We start from the raw sequence: 16630 nt of genomic DNA on the forward strand, positions 1-16630 counted from the left end.
AGAGCGTCAACGCACGCATCCGCAGGTCCGTCCGCGCCCGCGGGCACTTCCCCAACGAGGCCGCCGCCCTCAAGTGCATCTACATGGCCCTGATGAGCCTGGACCCGACCGGCAAGGGCCGCAAGCGGTGGACCATGCGCTGGAAAGCACCCCTCAACGCGTTCCAGATCGCCTTCGAGGGACGCCTGACCCCGAGCAACAACTGACCATCAACAACCAGGATCAGCCGTTAAATTGACACACCCCCACTACGACACCCGCAACGAACCCGGCGAACGCCTCCTCATCCGCTGCCGCAACCGCCGCGCCACCATCTGCCCGCCCTGCTCCCGCCTCCACGCCGGCGACACCTACCACCTGGTGCGGGCAGGCCTCCTCGGCGGCAAGAACATCCCCTCGACGGTCCGCCACCGACCCCGGCTGTTCGTCACCCTGACCGCTCCGTCCTTCGGTCCCGTCCACCGGGCAGGGGAAGTCTGTCGACCTCGCCGCGACGGCGGTACCTGCGAACACGGCCGTTCGCTCGGCTGCGGCACTGTCCATGCCCCGGGCGTCTCAGCCGTCGGCCAACCGCTGTGCACCGACTGCTACGACTACACGGCACACGTGCTGTGGCACGCGCACGCATCCAAACTGTGGGACCGGTTCATCATCGACGTCCGACGTCGCCTCGCCTCCTCGGCAGGCATCGTTCAGTCCCGCTTCGGGGCTCATGCCCGGCTGTCCTTCGCGAGGGTTGCGGAGTATCAGAAGCGGGCGGCCGTCCACATTCACGCCCTGGTCCGCCTCGACGGCCCGAACGGACCCGGCGACGAGCCCCCGGCCTGGGGCACCGCTGAGCGCCTGACCGATGCCATCCGGGCCTCCTCCAGACGGGTCCTGGTCCGCACTCCCCACAGCCTCGCCGTCGGCGAACTCAGCCTCAACTGGGGCGCACAGATCGACATCCGCTCTCTGCACGCAGACGGTGACGGTCCCGATGATGACGCGGTAGCCGCGTACGTCGCCAAGTACGTCACCAAGGGCGCGGACGAGACCGGCGCTGGCACCGACCACAAAGTCACCACCTGGGACGACATAGCGACGGCTCCCGTCAGTGAACACGTCCGCACCCTCATGCGGGCCTGCTGGCGGCTCGGCGGCCTCCCCAAGTACGAGCAGCTGAACCTGCGCCCCTGGGCCCACACCCTCGGCTACCGGGGCCACATCCTCACCAAATCCCGCGCCTACTCCACCACCTACGCAGCACTTCGCGCTGAACGCGCCGCTCACGTCGGCCGCTCCGAGTCGTCAGACACGATCACGGATTCGCACTGGCGCTACGCGGGCTCCGGCCACTCCCCCGGCGGCGCACTAATCGCTGTCGGCATCGCCGAAGATCTCGCCGTCAATCGAGAGTTGAGCCGGGAGGCAGCACAACACGGGGGGTCGATCTAGTGGCTGACACGAAGGTCATCTGGCTCCCGGACAAGACGCTATCGCCTGCCGAGCGTGCGTTACTCCTGCGCATTCTGTTCGGACCGCAGGCACATCGGCGTACGAGATTCAAAAAGCCCGACGGAACGTCAGATATGCGCGTTAACTTGGGAGTTCAGACAAGCGCCCCGGCAGCGGCTGCCACCGCCCCGGGGCCGGCCGACTAACTAGGAGTCGACGTGTCCCATGTAAGCACACCCCTGTCTTCAGCTATCGAGACCGCTGCTCGTGCGGTCGGCACCCGTTCACTGCGCGCGGTCGACTACCTCCGCGTCTCGACGGAAGAGCAGAAGAAGGGTTACGGCGTAGCCAGGCAGAGCCGTAAAACCACTCGGCACATCACGCTCAAGCAGTGGGCTCACGTCGGCACCTACAAGGACGAGGGTGTCTCGGGCTCTCTGGAAGCGGCTGACCGTGGTGATCTGAAGCGACTCATGGACGACGCCCAGCAGACGCCGCGTCCCTTCGACATCGTGGTTGTGCCGGACGGTCGCGTGATCGGCCGCAAGGGTCGTGCCTTCTGGCGCTGGGTCTGGGCTCTGGAGGACATCGGCGTCTTCGTCGCCGTCGTCGCGGACGACTACGACAACACGACCACCGACGGTCGTAAGAAGATGCGGCGGGATGCCGACTACGCCGAGACCGAATGGGAGACGATCCGCGACCGGACTCAAGGTGGGTTGCAGGAGAAAGCAGAGCTGACGCCGGCCGCTCATATCGGCGGGCGCGCTCCCTACGGGTACCGCATCGCCAACAAGGGCACCCCCGGCTCGTACCTGGTGATCGACGAGGACGAGGCAAAGGTCATCAAGCACGTGTACGACCTGGTGGTCGGCGAAGGGCTCAACCTCCGCAAAGCCACGATTCGCCTCGTCGGCGAAGGAATCACGGCACGCTCCGGTAAGACCTGGACACGCGACAACCTCCGCGATCGCATCATGTCGGCGCCCGTACTCGACGCAGCGCTCGTCTTCCGTGGGAAGCATGCCCAGAGGGATGAGGACGGCGATCCCATCTGGGGCGACTCGGTCAGGATCGAACTCCCTCGGATCCTGACCGAGGAACAGAGCGAAGAGCTACGACGCAAGGTCGCCGAAACAGCGAAGCACAGCAGCGGCCAACGGTGGATCTACCCGCTGAGTGGTCGGGTCGTCAGCTTCTGCGGGAAGAACCACTCGGGCTTCGGCTATGCAGTGGATCGGAAAGTTGCCCGGTTTTACCGCTGCATCGGCAATGGGCCCAAAGATCTCGGCCGAGAGTCTTGCGGCTGCTCTCGCATCGACGCTGACGCACTCGAGAAGCATGTCTGGAAGCACGTCACCGAGATCGCGAGCGACAGCGAAAGGCTGCAAGAGCTTGCGGCCGAGTGGATCGGGATGTCGGCCGGGGACACGGCTGCCCTGGTCGACCGAATCGCCGACCTCGACCAGCAGATCGAGGGCATGAACGCTTCGATGGCGGCCGTCATCGTCGCGGCCGCCAAGCAGAGCAAGTCTTCGGACGCCATCGAGGCGGCTACGGCCGTGCTGACCGAGGAACTTCAGCAGCTCCAGAACCTGCGCGAAGAAGCGGCCGAATGGCTGGCGGAGATGGAAGAGTCCGATCGATACGCCCGTGATCTCATCGCGCTGGCGAGCATGGCGAAGAACTCGTTCCCGGACATGGCCCCCGAGCAACAAGCGGCCATCTTGTCCATGCTGGAACTGAAGGTCACCATCACCGGCCCAGTGCCTGACGATCGGCGCGGTGGTGTCCCCTGCACCGTGCGGGCCTGGTACGCCACAGCCGGCCTCGCTGTTCCCGCTGCCGCGCTCTCCGACGAGGAGTGGGCAAGGATCGCTCCCCTACTGCCGAAGGGGCGCGGAGGCACCGTACGCCGCTCCGTAGACGCGATCTTCTGTAAGGCGCGGACGGGCAAGTCGTGGCCCCACGTGCTCAACGAAACCGGTGCCACGATCCAAGCCTCGAAGCACTTCAACGCCTGGACGTCGGATGGCACCTGGAGCCGTGTGAACGCTGCACTGGCGGACGTGGAACAGGTCCCTCTCCCGGAGATCCGGCTCCTGCCCTCGATGGTCATCGAAGGGCGGGTCGACCCGAGCGCGATGCTGAACGCAGAAGAACGATCCCGAAGGGAATGCCGATGATCGTGATGCAGAGCAGCGCTCCGGCGGCCAGGTAGGCGAGGAACAACCAGAATCCGCTCAGGATCAGCCAGATGACGTTCAGGATGGTCTTCACTGGTGGCGACCTGCCATTTTCTCGAGCCGGGCGATACGGTCCGCCATCGGCGGATGCGTCGAGAACATTTTGGAGAGTCCCTGGCCCGGGCGGAAGGGATTCGCGATCATCATGTGGCTCGCGGTCTCGATGCGAGGCTCCGGGGGCAGCGGAAGCTGCTTGGTGCCTGTCTCCAGTTTGCGCAGCGCGCTCGCGAGGGCCAGCGGGTCACCGGTGAGCTGGGCGCCCGAGGCGTCCGCCTCGTACTCCCGGGAGCGGCTGATGGCGAGTTGGATGAGGCTGGCGGCGAGCGGGCCGAGAATCATGATCAGGAGCATGCCGAGGATGCCGGGTCCGTCGTCGTCGTCCGAGCGGCCGATCGGGATCAGCCAGGCGAAGTTGACCAAGAACATGATCACGGAGGCGAGCGCGCCGGCGACCGAGGAGATGAGGATGTCCCGGTTGTAGACGTGGCTGAGCTCATGGCCGATGACGCCGCGGAGTTCGCGCTCGTCGAGGAGCCGCAGGACGCCTTCCGTGCAGCACACGGCGGCGTTGCGGGGGTTGCGGCCGGTGGCGAAGGCGTTGGGCGCCTCGGTCGGGGAGATGTACAGGCGGGGCATGGGCTGGCGGGCCTGGGTGGAGAGCTCGCGGACTATCCGGTAGAGGGCGGGAGCCTCGAACTCGCTCACCGGGCGGGCGCGCATCGCGCGTAGCGCCAGTTTGTCGCTGTTCCAGTACGCGTACGCGTTGGTGCCGAGTGCGATCAGGACCGCGACGACCAACCCCATGCGGCCGAAGAAGCTGCCGATGACGATGATGAGTGCGGACAGTCCCCCGAGGAGTACTGCGGTCCTGAGCCCGTTGTGCCGGCGGTGCACGGTACGCCCTCCAAGTCGTGCGGCAGGGGAACCCTTTGCTTGCGAGTCTTGCTCTTGTCCGGTGGCACTGTGCCGTGGTGTCACATCCAGTGCACCTTCCCGTACTGGTCAACGCCAGGCGGGAGGCACTAGTTCCCTTGTGCCTGCGGGCATGGGTGTGGGCCGTCCGGGTGAGGACGGGGGCACACGCGCGCGTGCGGGCTCAGAAGAGGCCGGTGTCGGTGAAGCGCAGGACCAGCTGGGGTGCTCCGGAAAGGACGATGCCGAGGGCCGCGGTGAGGGTGATCGCGACGGTGAGCGGGGCGGGGACGCGGTGCTTCTCGGGCTCGCCTTCGGGGGCGCGGAAGAGCAGGGCCGTCCACTGGAGGTAGTAGTACAGGGCGATCACCACGTTGACGGCCATGACGACCGCGAGCCAGCCGAGGCCCGCGTCGACGGCTGCCGAGAAGACGGTGACCTTCGCGAAGAGACCGATGATGCCCGGCGGCAGTCCGGCGAGGCAGAGCAGGAAGAAGGCCAGGAGGAGGGCTGCCGCCGGGTTCCTCGCGTAGAGGCCCCGGTAGTCCGTGATCCGGTTCGTCGCGCTGGTACGGCCCACCAGGGCGGCCACCGCGAAGGCGCCCAGGTTCACGGCGGCGTACATGAGGGCGTAGGCGACGGTGGAGCCGATGGCGTGCTCGGCGTCGTCGGTGTACGCGGCGGCGGCGATCGGTACGAGGAGGTAGCCGGCCTGGCCCACGGAGGACCAGGCGAGCAGGCGTACGGCGCTGTACGCGCGCGTGGCTTGCTGGCGGAGGGCCCCGACGTTGCCGACGGTCATGGTGAGGGCGGCCAGCGCGGCCAGCGCGGGGCCCCAGACGTCGGCGTACGAGGGGAAGCCGATGACGGTCACGAGGATGAGGCCGGAGAAGCCGACCGTCTTGCCGACGACCGACAGGTAGGCGGCGATGGGCAGAGGGGCGCCGATGTAGGTGTCGGGGACCCAGAAGTGGAAGGGCACGGCGGCCGTCTTGAAGGCGAAGCCGATGAGGGTGAGGACCACCCCGGTCTGGGCCAGGGTGTCCAGCCGGCCGTCGACGTGCTGGATGCGGTCGGCGACCTGGGTGAGGTAGAGGGTTCCGGTCGTCGCGTACACGAAGCTGATGCCCAGGAGGCTGACCGTGGTCGCGGTGACGGACGACAGGAAGAACTTCAGGGCCGCCTCGGAGGACCTGCGGTCGCCGTGCCGGATACCGACGAGGGCGAAGGCGGGCAGGGAGGCGACCTCCAGGGCGACGACGAGGGTGGCGAGGTCGCGGGAGGCGGGCAGCAGGGCAGCGCCGGCGGCGGAGGACAGCAGCAGGAACCAGTATTCGCCTTCGGGGAGGCGTCCGCGCGCGTCCTTCAGGGCGGTGACCGACAGCAGGGCCGCCAGGAGCGCTCCCCCGAGCACCAGGAACTGGATCACGAGGGTGAAGCGGTCTGCCGTGTAGCTGCACACGTGTGTGTCGCCGGTCAGGCAGAAGGTGGAGCGGTCGCCGTCCAGGAGGGGCAGGAGAAGGGCCGTGGAGGCGGCGAGTCCGGCCACCGACAGCCAGCCGAGGAGCGGCTTGCGCGCGTCGCCGACGAAGAGGTCGGCGACGAGGACGACGAGGGCGACGACCGCCGCGAGGGTGGGCGGTGCGATGGCCAGCCAGTCGACGGACTGGACCACCGACTCGGCCAGGGGCTGGATTACGGGCTGGACCGGGGCGCTCATCGGGTGCCTCCTGCGAGGAGCTGCTGCACGGCCGGGTCGGTCAGCCCGAGGAGGGCGTTCGGCCACAGGCCGGCGACGACGGTGAGGGCGACGAGCGGGGCCCAGGCCGCGAACTCGTAGGTCTGCACGTCGGCGAGGCGGGGGGCGTCCTGGGGTACGACGCCCATGCAGACGCGGCGGACGACGGCGAGCAGGTACGCGGCCGTCAGCAGGGTGCCGAACGCGGCGATCGCCGTGAAGGTGAGGAAGGCGGGGCGGCTGAGGTCGTCGGCGGGGTTGAAGGCGCCGAACAGGGCCAGCATCTCGCCCCAGAAGCCGGCGAGGCCCGGCAGGCCGAGCGAGGCGACGGCGGCGAAGGCGAGGAGGCCGCCGAGGCGGGGGGTCCTGCCGTACAGCGCGGCACCGGTCTGCTCGGCGAGGGTGTCCAGATCGGTGGTGCCGGTGCGGTCCTTCAGCGCCCCTACCAGGAAGAAGAGGAGGCCGGTGATGAGCCCGTGGGCGATGTTGGCGAACAGGGCGCCGTTCACACCGGTCGGGGTCATGGTCGCGATGCCGAGCAGGACGAAACCCATGTGGCCGACGGAGGAGTAGGCGATGAGGCGCTTGAGGTCGCCCTTCGCGCCCCGTTTGGCGAGGGCCAGGCAGGCCAGGGATCCGTAGATGATCCCGACGACGGCGAAGGCGGCGAGGTAGGGCGCGAAGGTGCGGAAGCCGTCCGGCGCGACGGGCAGCAGGATCCGGACGAAGCCGTACGTGCCCATCTTCAGCAGCACTCCGGCCAGCAGGACCGAGCCGACGGTCGGGGCGGCGGTGTGGGCGTCGGGCAGCCAGCTGTGCAGCGGCCACATCGGGGTCTTGACGGCGAGCCCGATCCCGATCGCGAGAACGGCGATGACCTGCACGGATGTGGTCAGTGACCGGCCGTTGTCAGTGGCGAGTGCCACCATGTCGAATGTGCCCGCCTTGATTCCGATCAGGAGCAGGCCGAGCAGCATGACCACGGATCCGAGCAGCGTGAAGAGGATGAACTTCCAGGCGGCCTGGGTCCGGCCCGCGCCGCCCCAGCGGGCGATGAGGAAGTACATCGGGACGAGGACCATCTCGAAGGCCAGGAAGAACAGCAGCAGGTCGAGGACGGCGAAGGCCGCGAGGGTGCCGGACTCCAGGACGAGCACGAGCGCGACGAAGGCCTTCGGGGACGGTTCCGCGGTCTGCGGCGTCGGCGGCTGATGCTGCCGCTTGAAGTAGGAGTACACCGCGCAGAGGAAGGTCAGCAGCGCGGTCAGGACCAGCAGGGGGAGGGAGATGCCGTCGATGCCGAGGTGGATGCGCACGTCGAGTGCGGGGATCCAGCTGATGTCCGTGGTGGCCTGCATCTTCGACGGATGGTCGTGGTCGAAGCCGAGCGCGAGGACGATCGCGGCGATGAGGATCGCGCCGGTCACGGTCATGCCATGGCGCAGCACGGCCTGCTCGGGTGACTTCCCCTTCAGTCCGGGCGGGGCCGGCAGAAGCGCGGCGACGGCGCCGAGGAGCGGGCCGACCACGATGAATGCCAGAAGGACCTGCATCACGGACTCGTTGATATCGATCACGCCCGCTCACGCTCCCGAAGCGACGAGAAGGGCGGCGACCGCCAGGACGACGGTGCCGGCGAGCAGCGCGCTCACATAGGTCTGGACGTTGCCGGTCTGGGCGCGCCGTACGGCGGCCCCCAGCCAGCGGGGCAGCGTGCCCGCGCCGCGTACGTAGGTGTCGACGACCTCGCGGTCGAGGAACCGGACGAGACTCGCGCCGGCCTGGACCGGGCGGACGAACAGCGCCTGGTAGACGGCGTCGAGGTGGAAGCCGACGGCCGCGTGGCGGTGCAGTGGGCCGAGCAGGAGCCGTCCGGGGTCCGCCAGGTCGGGGGCGGAGGCCACGTCTCCGTAGGCCGGCGCGTGCGTCGCGATCGCCTCGGCCTCGACGCGTCCCGCGTCACCCTCGGGGTGGGCGGCGACCGCGCCCAGGGGTACGCGGGCGGCGAGCCCGGTGAGATGGCGCCAGGCGGCGTACATGACGAGTCCGCCGGCCAGGGCCACACCCGTGCCGAGGACGGACGTGGTGAGCGTCGGGGCGAGGTCGTTGCCGTCGAACCAGTCGGGGAGGCTGCGGTAGGCGAGCCCGCCGAGGGCCAGGGACGGGACGGCCAGGACCCACAGCACCACCGTCATGGTCAGGGGCTGGCGGCCGTGGTCGGGGGCGTCGATGCCCCGGCCGTGGAAGGTCAGCAGCCACAGGCGGGTCGCGTAGGCGGCCGTGAGGAGGGCGGTGAGCAGGCCGGCGACCAGGACGATCCAGCCCGCGGCGCCGGGCGCGTGCTCGGTGTGGCCGGCGGTGATGTGCTCGGCGGCGCCGAGCACGGACTCCTTGGAGAAGAAGCCGCTGAACGGCGGGATCGCGGCGAGCGCGAGGAGCGCCACGGTCATCGTCCAGTAGGCGTCGGGGACGCGGTCGCGCAGGTGGCTCATGCGGGACATGGCGGCCAGCGAGTTGGTGCCGGCGGCGTGGATGATCACGCCGGCCGCGAGGAACAGCAGCGCCTTGAACGCGCCGTGCGAGAGGAGGTGGAAGACGGCGGCACCGCGGTCGCCGACGGCGAGGGCACCCGTCATGTAGCCGAGCTGGCCGATCGTCGAGTAGGCGAGAACGCGCTTGATGTCGTCCTGCGCGAGGGCGGCCAGGCCCGAGCCGACCATGGTGACGGCGGCCATCGCGGCGAGGGTGACCATCGCGGCCGAGCTTGCCTCGAAGACCGGGAGGAGACGGGCGATGAAGTAGACGCCGGCGGCGACCATCGTGGCTGCGTGGATCAGCGCGGAGACGGGTGTGGGGCCCGCCATCGCGTCCGGGAGCCAGGTGTGCAGGGGGAACTGCGCGGACTTGCCGGCCACGCCCGCGAGGAGCAGCAGGGCGACGACCGTCGGGTGGTCGAGTCCGCCGTGGGCGACGGTGGCGAGGACCTTCGTGATCCGGAAGGACCCGGCGTCGGTGGCGAGGGCGAACAGGCCGATGAGGAAGGGGACGTCGCCGAGTTTGGTGACGAGGAAGGCCTTGACGGAGGCGGCGCGGGCCTCCGGGGTCTCCCAGTAGTGGCCGACCAGGAAGTAGGAGCAGATGCCCATGACTTCCCAGCCGACCAGCAGCACGATCAGGTCGCCGGAGTAGACGACCAGGAACATCGCGGAGGTGAAGAGGGAAACGAGCGCGGCGTACGAGGGGTAGCGCGGGTCCTCGCGCAGGTAGCCGGTCGAGTAGATCTGCACGCAGGTGGCGACGAGGCCGACCAGGACGGCGACGAGGGCGGCGAAGCCGTCGATGTACAGGGCCAGTTCGATCGGGATCGAGCCGGTGGGGGTCAGTTCGGTGGCCGCGGTGACGGAGGCGTCTCCGCCTTGGCGCACGGCGACGATCGCGGCCAGCACGAGCGCGGCGAGGGTCGGCAGGACGGCGAGCGGGCGCACGAAGCCGGGGGCGGTGCGGCCGAGGAGCAGTCCGGCGGCCGCGCCCAGGAACGGGAGGAGGGGGACGAGGACGGCGAGGGTGGTCGTGGTCACGCGGTGGCCTCAGCCTTCTCGGCGGCCGTTCCGGTCGCGGGGGTGTCGCTGTCGGGGCCGTCGGTCGCGGGGCTCTCGTGGCCTTCGGCGGTGTCGCGGAGACGGTCGATGTCCGCGGTGCCTCGGTTGCGGTGGACGGCGAGCACGATCGCCAGTCCGATGCCGATCTCGGCGGCGGCGATGGCGATGGTGAACAGGGTCAGGGCCTGACCGGAGTGCAGGGTGTCCTCGGCGGTCCTGCTGAGCCAGACGTCGAAGGCGACCAGGTTGAGGTTGACGGCGTTGAGCATCAGCTCGACGGACATCAGGACGAGGATCGCGTTGCGGCGCGCGAGGACGCCGTACAGGCCGGTGCAGAAGAGGAGGGCGGACAGGACGGCGGGATAGGCGAGGTGCATCAGCGGGTGCCTTCCTGCTCGGCCTGGTTTTCACGGGCGTCCGGAACAGGAGGAGAACTCTCCGTGACGGATCGGGAACTCTCGGTGGCGGGTCGGGAGTTCACAGGGGGAGAGCTCGACTCCGCCTTCGCCCTGCGGGACAGGACGATCGCGCCGACCAGTGCCGCGAGGAGAAGGACGGAGAGGGCCTCGAAGGGCAGCACCCAGTTCTGGAAGAGGCTCGCTCCGGTGACCTCGGTGGAGCCGGCGGCCGGACCGTCCAGGTCGATCCACGTGGCACGGAAGGCGTCGACGACCACCCAGATGAGGGCGCCGGCCGCGGCGAGGGCCACCGTGAGAGCGGCCCAGCGGTTGCCGGAGTCCGCGTCCGGGGAGCGGCCGATGGGGGCCTTGGTGAGCATCAGACCGAAGAGGAGGAGCACGACGACGGAACCGACGTAGATGAGGACCTGCACCCAGGCGATGAACTCGGCGGTGAGCAGGAGGTATTCGACGGCGAGGCCGCCGAGGGCGACCACGAGCCACAGGGCGGCGTGCACGAGTTGTCTGGTGGTCACGGTGACGAGGGCGGCGCCGAAGGTGACCAGTCCGACGAGCAGGAAGGCGATCTCTACGCCGGTCGGGGAGAGAAAGCCGTGGTGGGCCTGAGCGAGGGTCACGATTCTCCTCCCTGAGGATCTTGAGGTGCGTTCGGCTCGGTTGCCTGGGGTGCGTACGAGTCGGCCTGGGCCGCCGCCAGCTTCTCGGCCGTCTTGCGGGCGGCAGCGATCTCCTTCGGCTCCTCGGCGGCGGGGTCGAGGGCGGGTGGGGCCGGGACGGTCCACATCCACTCGCGGAGCTTGTCGCGTTCGTGGGTGAGTTCGTGGATGTCGGTCTCGGCGTACTCGAACTCCGGTGACCAGAACAGGGCGTCGAAGGGACAGACCTCGATGCAGATACCGCAGTACATGCACAGGGAGAAGTCGATGGCGAAGCGGTCGAGGACGTTGCGGCTGCGCTCGCGGCCGCCCGGGGCGGCGGGCGGGGCCGTCTCCTTGTGGGAGTCGATGTAGATGCACCAGTCGGGGCACTCACGGGCGCAGAGCATGCAGACCGTGCAGTTCTCCTCGAACAGGCCGATGACGCCACGGCTGCGGGGCGGAAGTTCGGGCTGGGCGTCCGGGTACTGCTCGGTGACGGTCTTCCGCGTCATTGTGCGGAGGGTGACGGCCAGGCCCTTGGCGAGGCCACTACCGGGGATGGGGGCCATTACCGGATCACCACCTTGACGATGCCGGTGAGGGCGATCTGGGCGAGGGAGAGGGGGACGAGGAGGGTCCAGGAGAGCTTCTGCAGCTGGTCCTCGCGCAGGCGGGGGTAGGTGACGCGGAGCCAGATCACGACGAAGGCGAGGACGGCCGCCTTGAGAAGGGTCCAGACCCAGCCGAGGCCGTCGGCGCCCCAGGGGCCGTGCCAGCCGCCCAGGAAGAGGACGGTGGTCAGGCCGCACAGAACGACGATTCCGGCGTACTCGGCGAGGAGGAAGAGGGCGAAGCGCAGACCGGTGTACTCGGTGTACGCGCCGAAGATGATCTCCGAGTCGGCGACGGGCATGTCGAAGGGGGGCCGCTGCAGTTCGGCGAGGCCGGCGACGAAGAAGACGATCGCGCCGACGATCTGCCAGGGCAGCCACCACCACTCGAAGGCGTCGACGATGCCGGGCAGGGAGACCGTCCCGGCCGCCATCGCCACCGAGGCGGCGGTGAGCAGCATCGGGAGTTCGTAGGCGAGGAGCTGGGCGGCGGTGCGCAGGCCGCCGAGAAGGGAGAACTTGTTGGCACTGGCCCAGCCGGCCATGAGGGAGCCGAGCACGCCGACGCCCATCACCGCGAGCACGAAGAAGATGCCCGCGTCCACGACCTGGCCGACGGCGCCTTCGCCCGGGCCGATGGGGATGGCGAGGAGGACCAGGAGGTACGGGAGGAGGGCCACGGCCGGCGCGAGCTGGAAGATACGGCGGTCCGCGCCCGCGGGGACGATGTCCTCCTTCTGCACGAACTTGACGCCGTCCGCGACGAGCTGGGCCCAGCCGTGGAAGCCGCCCGCGTACATCGGCCCCAGGCGGCCCTGCATATGGGCCATCACCTTGTGCTCGGTCTGACCGACGATCAGGGGGAAGGTGAGGAAGACGACGAAAACGACCAGGAGTCGCAGGGCGACGTCGAGAGCGTCGTTCACTGCGAGCCTCCTGCGGGGTCCTCGGGGGCGGGGAGTTCCGTGCCGTCGGTACGGGCCGGCGCGCCACGGGTGGGCGAGGGCTTCTCCTTCTCGACGGGGTCCCCCTCCCGGTCTGGCTTCGGTTCCTGGCCAGGGTCCGGGTCCGCCTCCCGGTCCGGCTTCGGTGGCTGGTCGGGCTTCGGCCCCTGCTCCGCCTTCGGTTCTCGTTGGTCGCTTGGTTCCGGGGTCTGTTGAGGCTCGTCGAATGCCGGGCGGGCGTGGTGCCACGGGGCGTCTGCGCTGCGGGGGGCCGTGGAAGGGCGGGCGGGGACGTCGGGGGGTGTCGTCGGGGGCTGGGCGGGCTGGGAGGCCGAGCCTTGGGAGGCGCTGCGCGCGCGGCGTGGTCCTGCCGGGGGTTGCGGGGTCGACTCGGGGGCCGTCGGCTCCGTCGGCGCGGCGGGCTCGGTTCCTGCGGGGCCGCCGGACTCCGTGGTGCCCGCCCGTTGTGACGCCGAGCCCGCGCTCGCGCTGCGGGCACGGCGAGGTCCGGCAGGCGCCGCCGGAGTCGCCGGAGTGGCCGACGTCGAGGGAGTCGAGGGAGTCGCCGGAGTCGAAGTGGCTGGAGTGGTCGGAGAGGTTGGTGAGGTCTCAGTGGTCGGGGGGGTCGGCTGGCTTGCTGAGCCTTCCGATGCCGTGCGGGCGCGGCGGACCGGGCGGTCGCCTGCCGCGCGTCCCGCCGCCGCTCGGGTCGGGCGGGCCGGGGCGGGTGGGAGTTGGCCCTTGAGAGGGCCCCACTCGTTGGGGTCGGGGACGCCCGGGGGAAGCATCTGGCGTCGCTTGGGGCCGCCGTGCTCGGACTCTCCGGGCTCCTTCGCGCCGGGCCAGGCCTTGGCGACGCGGGCTGCGAGGACGAAGTCCTTGCGCAGGGGGTGGCCCTCGAAGGTCTCCGGGAGGAGGAGGTGGTTCAGGGCGGGGTGGCCCGCGAAGGTGACGCCGAACATCTCGTGGGTCTCGCGTTCGTGCCAGGCCGCGCCGGCGTAGACGTCGACGGCGCTGGCGAGGATCGGTGCCTCGTGCGGGATCGTCGTGCGCAGCATCAGGCGACGCACCGGAGACAGGGCCACCACGTGCGCCGAGACGCGAAAGCCAGTGCCCGGTTCGTCGACCGCGCTCAGCCAGTCGAAGTAGGTGCAGGTCAGGCGGTCGCGGGCCACGCGCAGGGCGTCGGTCCAGGCGGCCGGCGGGACGTCGACCGTCAGGACGTCGTAGGACTCCTCGGCCGTGGCCTCGGGACCGAAGAGATCGTCGGCGGGGGCGGGGAGCCAGCCGATGGTGGTCATCGCCCCTCCCCTGATGACGGCGACGACGGCGACGGCGACGATGCCGACGATGACGGCGCCGCTGGGGACTCGGCGGTCGGGGGTCGCACCAGGTCGCTCTGTAGGGCCGCCGGCGAGGGGCGGGACCCGGTCGGGCGGGACGGGGTCGGACCGTAGCGCTCGTGCAGGGACTCCCGGGCGATCTTCTCCTGGAGCTTGAGGATGCCCTGGAGAAGCGCCTCCGGGCGCGGCGGACAGCCCGGTACGTACACGTCCACCGGGATGATCTGGTCGACGCCCTTGGTCACCGAGTACGAGTCCCAGTAGGGGCCGCCGCAGTTGCTGCACGCGCCGAAGGAGATGACGTACTTCGGCTCGGGCATCTGCTCGTAGAGGCGCTTCACGGCCGGGGCCATCTTGTCCGTGACCGTGCCGGAGACGACCATCAGGTCGGCCTGGCGGGGGCCCGGCGCGAAGGGGATGACGCCGAGACGGATGAAGTCGTGGCGGGCCATCGACGCGGCGATGAACTCGATGGCGCAGCAGGCGAGGCCGAAGTTGAAGACCCAGAGCGAGTAGCGGCGGCCCCAGTTCAGGATCACCTTCATCGGCTCCGGGGCCAGGCGGGCCAGGGTGCCCAGGCGCTTGGGCTCCGGCAGCAGAACGGGTTCCGAGGGCACCTGTTCCGGTTGTGCCGGCTGTTCCGGTTGTACTGGTTGTGCTGGTTGTTCCGGCGCATTCACTTTCGGCGTCACGTCCATGTCAGGACGCCCTTCTTGTAGGCGTACAGCAGGCCCACGGCCAGGAAGCCGAGGAAGATGAACATCTCCACGAGCGTGGCGGCGCCGTAGCCGGGGGCCGCGAAAACCGTCGCCCAGGGGAAGAGGAAGATCGAGTCGACCGCGAAGATCACGTAGAGGAAGGCGTAGACGTAGTAGCGGACCTGGGTGTGGGCCCAGCCCTCGCCCACGGGGTCGACGCCGCACTCGTACGTCAGGAGTTTCTCCGGGGTGGGGACCACCGGGCGCAGCAGGCGTCCCGCGCCGAAGGCCACGGCGACGAACAGCACGCCGACGACGGCGAGCAGCCCGACGACGGAGTACGACTGGAAGTAGTCCGCCGCGAATTCCTCCGCGACATCGACGGTCCGTTCCCGCACGCCCGTCCCTCGCTCCCTGACCTCAGTCTCTTCGACGACAGGCCCGTTCGACGATCTGTACGCACGGGAGTCTAGGCCCTGATAAAGGGACGGTAAGCAGCCCGTCAGGCCTCGTCTTGCGGGGCGGGGGTTTTCCCCCGGCAGAGGAAGGCGGCAGACCTCATGGCGCGGGGCCGTGCGGCGCGGCAGGCTAGCCCATATGACCGCTTCCACCAGCCTATCCGCCTCCGACCCCAACAGCTCCGAGAGCTCCGGGGTCCCCGGCAGCTCCGACAAGAGGGGTTCCCACCCGGGCGGCTTTCCGCCGAGCGGCTCCCATGCGAGAGCCGCCCCCGTCGCGACCGCTGTGCCGGGCACGGCCGGGCAGGTCGACGACCGTCTGCCGCCGGCCCGTTTCGCCTACGACCCGCAGACGTGGAAGGAGATCACGCATCTTCTGACGAACCTGCCGATGTCGTTGATCGGGTTCACCTATGTGATGACGGTGATCGTCACCGGCGCCGCGATGACCGTCACCGTGATCGGGTTCCCGCTGCTCGCGCTCGGGCTGGCCGGCGCGCGGCTGATGGGCCGGTTCGAGCGGGGGCGGGCGCGGCTGCTGCTCGGGGTGCGTATCGACGAGCCGAGCCCGTTGCCGCTGCGCAGGGCGGGCGGGCTCCTGCAGCGGATGTGGCTGGCGTTGAAGGACCCGGTGGCCTGGCGCACGGTGCTGTACGACCTGATCCGGCTGCCCTGGGGAGTTCTGACGTTCAGCGTGGTCGTTCCCTCGCTGTTCGTGCTGTGGCCGGTGCTGCCGTTCCTGGCGCGCGGCCTGACCAACGCGGACCGGGCGATGGTGCGGGCCCTGCTGTCCCCCTCCGACGAGCTGGAGCGACGGATCGCGGAGCTGGAGTCGGACCGGGGGATCGTGGTCGACACGGCGGCCGCCGATCTGCGGCGCATCGAGCGCGATCTGCACGACGGCGCGCAGGCCCGGCTGGTCAACCTCGCGATGGGGCTGGGCCTGGCGAAGGAGAAGCTGCTCGAAGGACAGGCCGACGACGTCGTGGCGGCGATGGTGGAGGAGGCGCACGGCGAGGTGAAGCTCGCGCTCCAGGAGCTGCGGGACCTGGCACGCGGGATCCATCCGGCCGTCCTGACCGACCGGGGGCTGGACGCGGCGCTGTCCTCCGTGGCCTCGCGCTGCACGGTGCCGGTGAAGGTGACCGCCGACCTGACGTCCCGACCCGCGCAGGCCATCGAGGGCATCGCCTACTTCACCGTCTCCGAGCTGCTGCAGAACGTCAGCAAGCACAGCGCGGCCCGGTCGGCGTCGGTCGACGTGTGGCGGACCGACGACCGGCTGCTCATCCAGGTGTGGGACGACGGCCGGGGCGGGGCACGGCTCGACGGCGGCTCGGGGATGCGGGGGCTGGCGGAGCGGCTGGACGCCGTCGACGGACTGTTCATCGTGGAGTCGCCGGTGGGGGGTCCTACGACGGTGACCGCGGAGTTGCCCTGGCGGAACCGCGGATAGAGCGGATGGAGCGGATAGCGGGGCCGGGGGGTGGCGGCCGTGGGGTGTGGGGGTAGGGAAAACCCCCCTTCCAGGACACCGATGGACTCCATGGTCCACGGGCCCGCCGCCGAGGAGGGTTGGAGGTACGG

Annotated in this window: 15 protein-coding genes and 1 pseudogene; 4 read left to right on the forward strand and 12 right to left on the reverse strand. The window is 69.7% G+C overall.

Annotated features, from left to right (window positions below; all coding sequences use genetic code 11):
• The 3 genes from ACIRPU_RS31140 to ACIRPU_RS31150 form a co-directional block, all read left to right on the forward strand.
• The coding region (locus tag ACIRPU_RS31140) for a transposase (RefSeq protein ID WP_403873121.1) at window positions 1–206 on the forward strand (206 nt) is incomplete at its 5' end.
• 28 nt (window positions 207–234) lie between these two features.
• Window positions 235–1437, forward strand: coding sequence for a replication initiator (locus tag ACIRPU_RS31145; RefSeq protein ID WP_403873124.1), 1203 nt, complete (start codon window positions 235–237; stop codon window positions 1435–1437).
• A gap of 218 nt (window positions 1438–1655) precedes the next feature.
• Window positions 1656–3623, forward strand: a complete 1968-nt coding sequence (locus tag ACIRPU_RS31150; RefSeq protein WP_403873127.1) for a recombinase family protein — start codon at window positions 1656–1658, stop codon at window positions 3621–3623.
• Here ACIRPU_RS31150 and ACIRPU_RS31155 read toward each other — a convergent pair.
• From ACIRPU_RS31155 to ACIRPU_RS31210, 12 genes and pseudogenes are all read right to left on the reverse strand, one after another.
• Window positions 3589–3717 (reverse strand): annotated as a pseudogene (locus ACIRPU_RS31155) (YccF domain-containing protein); the annotation flags it as partial. The gene ACIRPU_RS31150 and the pseudogene ACIRPU_RS31155 sit on opposite strands and share 35 nt — an antisense overlap.
• Window positions 3714–4577 (reverse strand): zinc metalloprotease HtpX, encoded by an 864-nt coding sequence (gene htpX / locus ACIRPU_RS31160; protein ID WP_403873130.1) that lies wholly within the window; start codon window positions 4575–4577, stop codon window positions 3714–3716. The gene htpX and the pseudogene ACIRPU_RS31155, both read right to left, overlap by 4 nt.
• Window positions 4578–4779: 202 nt before the next feature.
• The gene (locus ACIRPU_RS31165; protein WP_403873133.1) at window positions 4780–6315 is read right to left on the reverse strand and encodes an NADH-quinone oxidoreductase subunit N; all 1536 of its coding nucleotides are present in this window, start codon (window positions 6313–6315) and stop codon (window positions 4780–4782) included.
• The gene (locus ACIRPU_RS31170) at window positions 6312–7910 is read right to left on the reverse strand and encodes an NADH-quinone oxidoreductase subunit M (protein WP_403873136.1); all 1599 of its coding nucleotides are present in this window, start codon (window positions 7908–7910) and stop codon (window positions 6312–6314) included. The genes ACIRPU_RS31165 and ACIRPU_RS31170 overlap by 4 nt, the downstream gene beginning before the upstream one ends.
• Before the next feature lie 6 nt (window positions 7911–7916).
• A complete protein-coding gene (locus ACIRPU_RS31175) occupies window positions 7917–9911 on the reverse strand; it encodes an NADH-quinone oxidoreductase subunit L (protein ID WP_403873139.1) in 1995 nt (664 codons plus the stop codon).
• Window positions 9908–10309, reverse strand: coding sequence for an NADH-quinone oxidoreductase subunit NuoK (gene nuoK, locus ACIRPU_RS31180; protein ID WP_355704910.1), 402 nt, complete (start codon window positions 10307–10309; stop codon window positions 9908–9910). Before nuoK ends, ACIRPU_RS31175 begins: the two co-directional genes overlap by 4 nt.
• The gene (locus tag ACIRPU_RS31185) at window positions 10309–10968 is read right to left on the reverse strand and encodes an NADH-quinone oxidoreductase subunit J (protein WP_403873144.1); all 660 of its coding nucleotides are present in this window, start codon (window positions 10966–10968) and stop codon (window positions 10309–10311) included. The genes nuoK and ACIRPU_RS31185 overlap by 1 nt, the downstream gene beginning before the upstream one ends.
• Window positions 10965–11558, reverse strand: a complete 594-nt coding sequence (locus ACIRPU_RS31190) for a NuoI/complex I 23 kDa subunit family protein (protein ID WP_403873146.1) — start codon at window positions 11556–11558, stop codon at window positions 10965–10967. Before ACIRPU_RS31190 ends, ACIRPU_RS31185 begins: the two co-directional genes overlap by 4 nt.
• Window positions 11558–12526 carry a complex I subunit 1 family protein gene (locus ACIRPU_RS31195; protein WP_351757574.1) on the reverse strand — a complete coding sequence of 323 codons (969 nt, stop codon included), beginning with the start codon at window positions 12524–12526 and terminating at the stop codon, window positions 11558–11560. Before ACIRPU_RS31195 ends, ACIRPU_RS31190 begins: the two co-directional genes overlap by 1 nt.
• Entirely contained in the window at window positions 12523–13845 is a 1323-nt protein-coding gene (locus ACIRPU_RS31200) for an NADH-quinone oxidoreductase subunit C (protein WP_403873150.1), read from the reverse strand. The genes ACIRPU_RS31195 and ACIRPU_RS31200 overlap by 4 nt, the downstream gene beginning before the upstream one ends.
• Window positions 13842–14585 (reverse strand): NADH-quinone oxidoreductase subunit B, encoded by a 744-nt coding sequence (locus ACIRPU_RS31205; RefSeq protein ID WP_403873153.1) that lies wholly within the window; start codon window positions 14583–14585, stop codon window positions 13842–13844. Before ACIRPU_RS31205 ends, ACIRPU_RS31200 begins: the two co-directional genes overlap by 4 nt.
• The gene (locus tag ACIRPU_RS31210) at window positions 14576–14983 is read right to left on the reverse strand and encodes an NADH-quinone oxidoreductase subunit A (protein WP_384113959.1); all 408 of its coding nucleotides are present in this window, start codon (window positions 14981–14983) and stop codon (window positions 14576–14578) included. The genes ACIRPU_RS31205 and ACIRPU_RS31210 overlap by 10 nt, the downstream gene beginning before the upstream one ends.
• Before the next feature lie 199 nt (window positions 14984–15182).
• Here ACIRPU_RS31210 and ACIRPU_RS31215 point away from each other — a divergent pair, with 199 nt between their 5' ends.
• The gene (locus tag ACIRPU_RS31215; RefSeq protein ID WP_403873156.1) at window positions 15183–16499 is read left to right on the forward strand and encodes a sensor histidine kinase; all 1317 of its coding nucleotides are present in this window, start codon (window positions 15183–15185) and stop codon (window positions 16497–16499) included.
• Window positions 16500–16630: the final 131 nt, after the last annotated feature.

The organism is Streptomyces sp. NPDC102259 (genome assembly GCF_044766465.1).
Classification (GTDB): Bacteria; Actinomycetota; Actinomycetes; order Streptomycetales; family Streptomycetaceae; genus Streptomyces.

Bases quoted from the DNA above. Each gene is read 5' to 3' on its own strand.
- ACIRPU_RS31165 (WP_403873133.1), bottom strand. From the start codon at position 6,315: ATGAGCGCCCCGGTCCAGCCCGTAATCCAGCCCCTGGCCGAGTCGGTG.
- nuoK (WP_355704910.1), bottom strand. From the start codon at position 10,309: ATGCACCTCGCCTATCCCGCCGTCCTGTCCGCCCTCCTCTTCTGCACC.
- ACIRPU_RS31190 (WP_403873146.1), bottom strand. From the start codon at position 11,558: ATGGCCCCCATCCCCGGTAGTGGCCTCGCCAAGGGCCTGGCCGTCACC.
- ACIRPU_RS31200 (WP_403873150.1), bottom strand. From the start codon at position 13,845: ATGACCACCATCGGCTGGCTCCCCGCCCCCGCCGACGATCTCTTCGGT.
- ACIRPU_RS31205 (WP_403873153.1), bottom strand. From the start codon at position 14,585: ATGGACGTGACGCCGAAAGTGAATGCGCCGGAACAACCAGCACAACCA.
- ACIRPU_RS31215 (WP_403873156.1), top strand. From the start codon at position 15,183: ATGACCGCTTCCACCAGCCTATCCGCCTCCGACCCCAACAGCTCCGAG.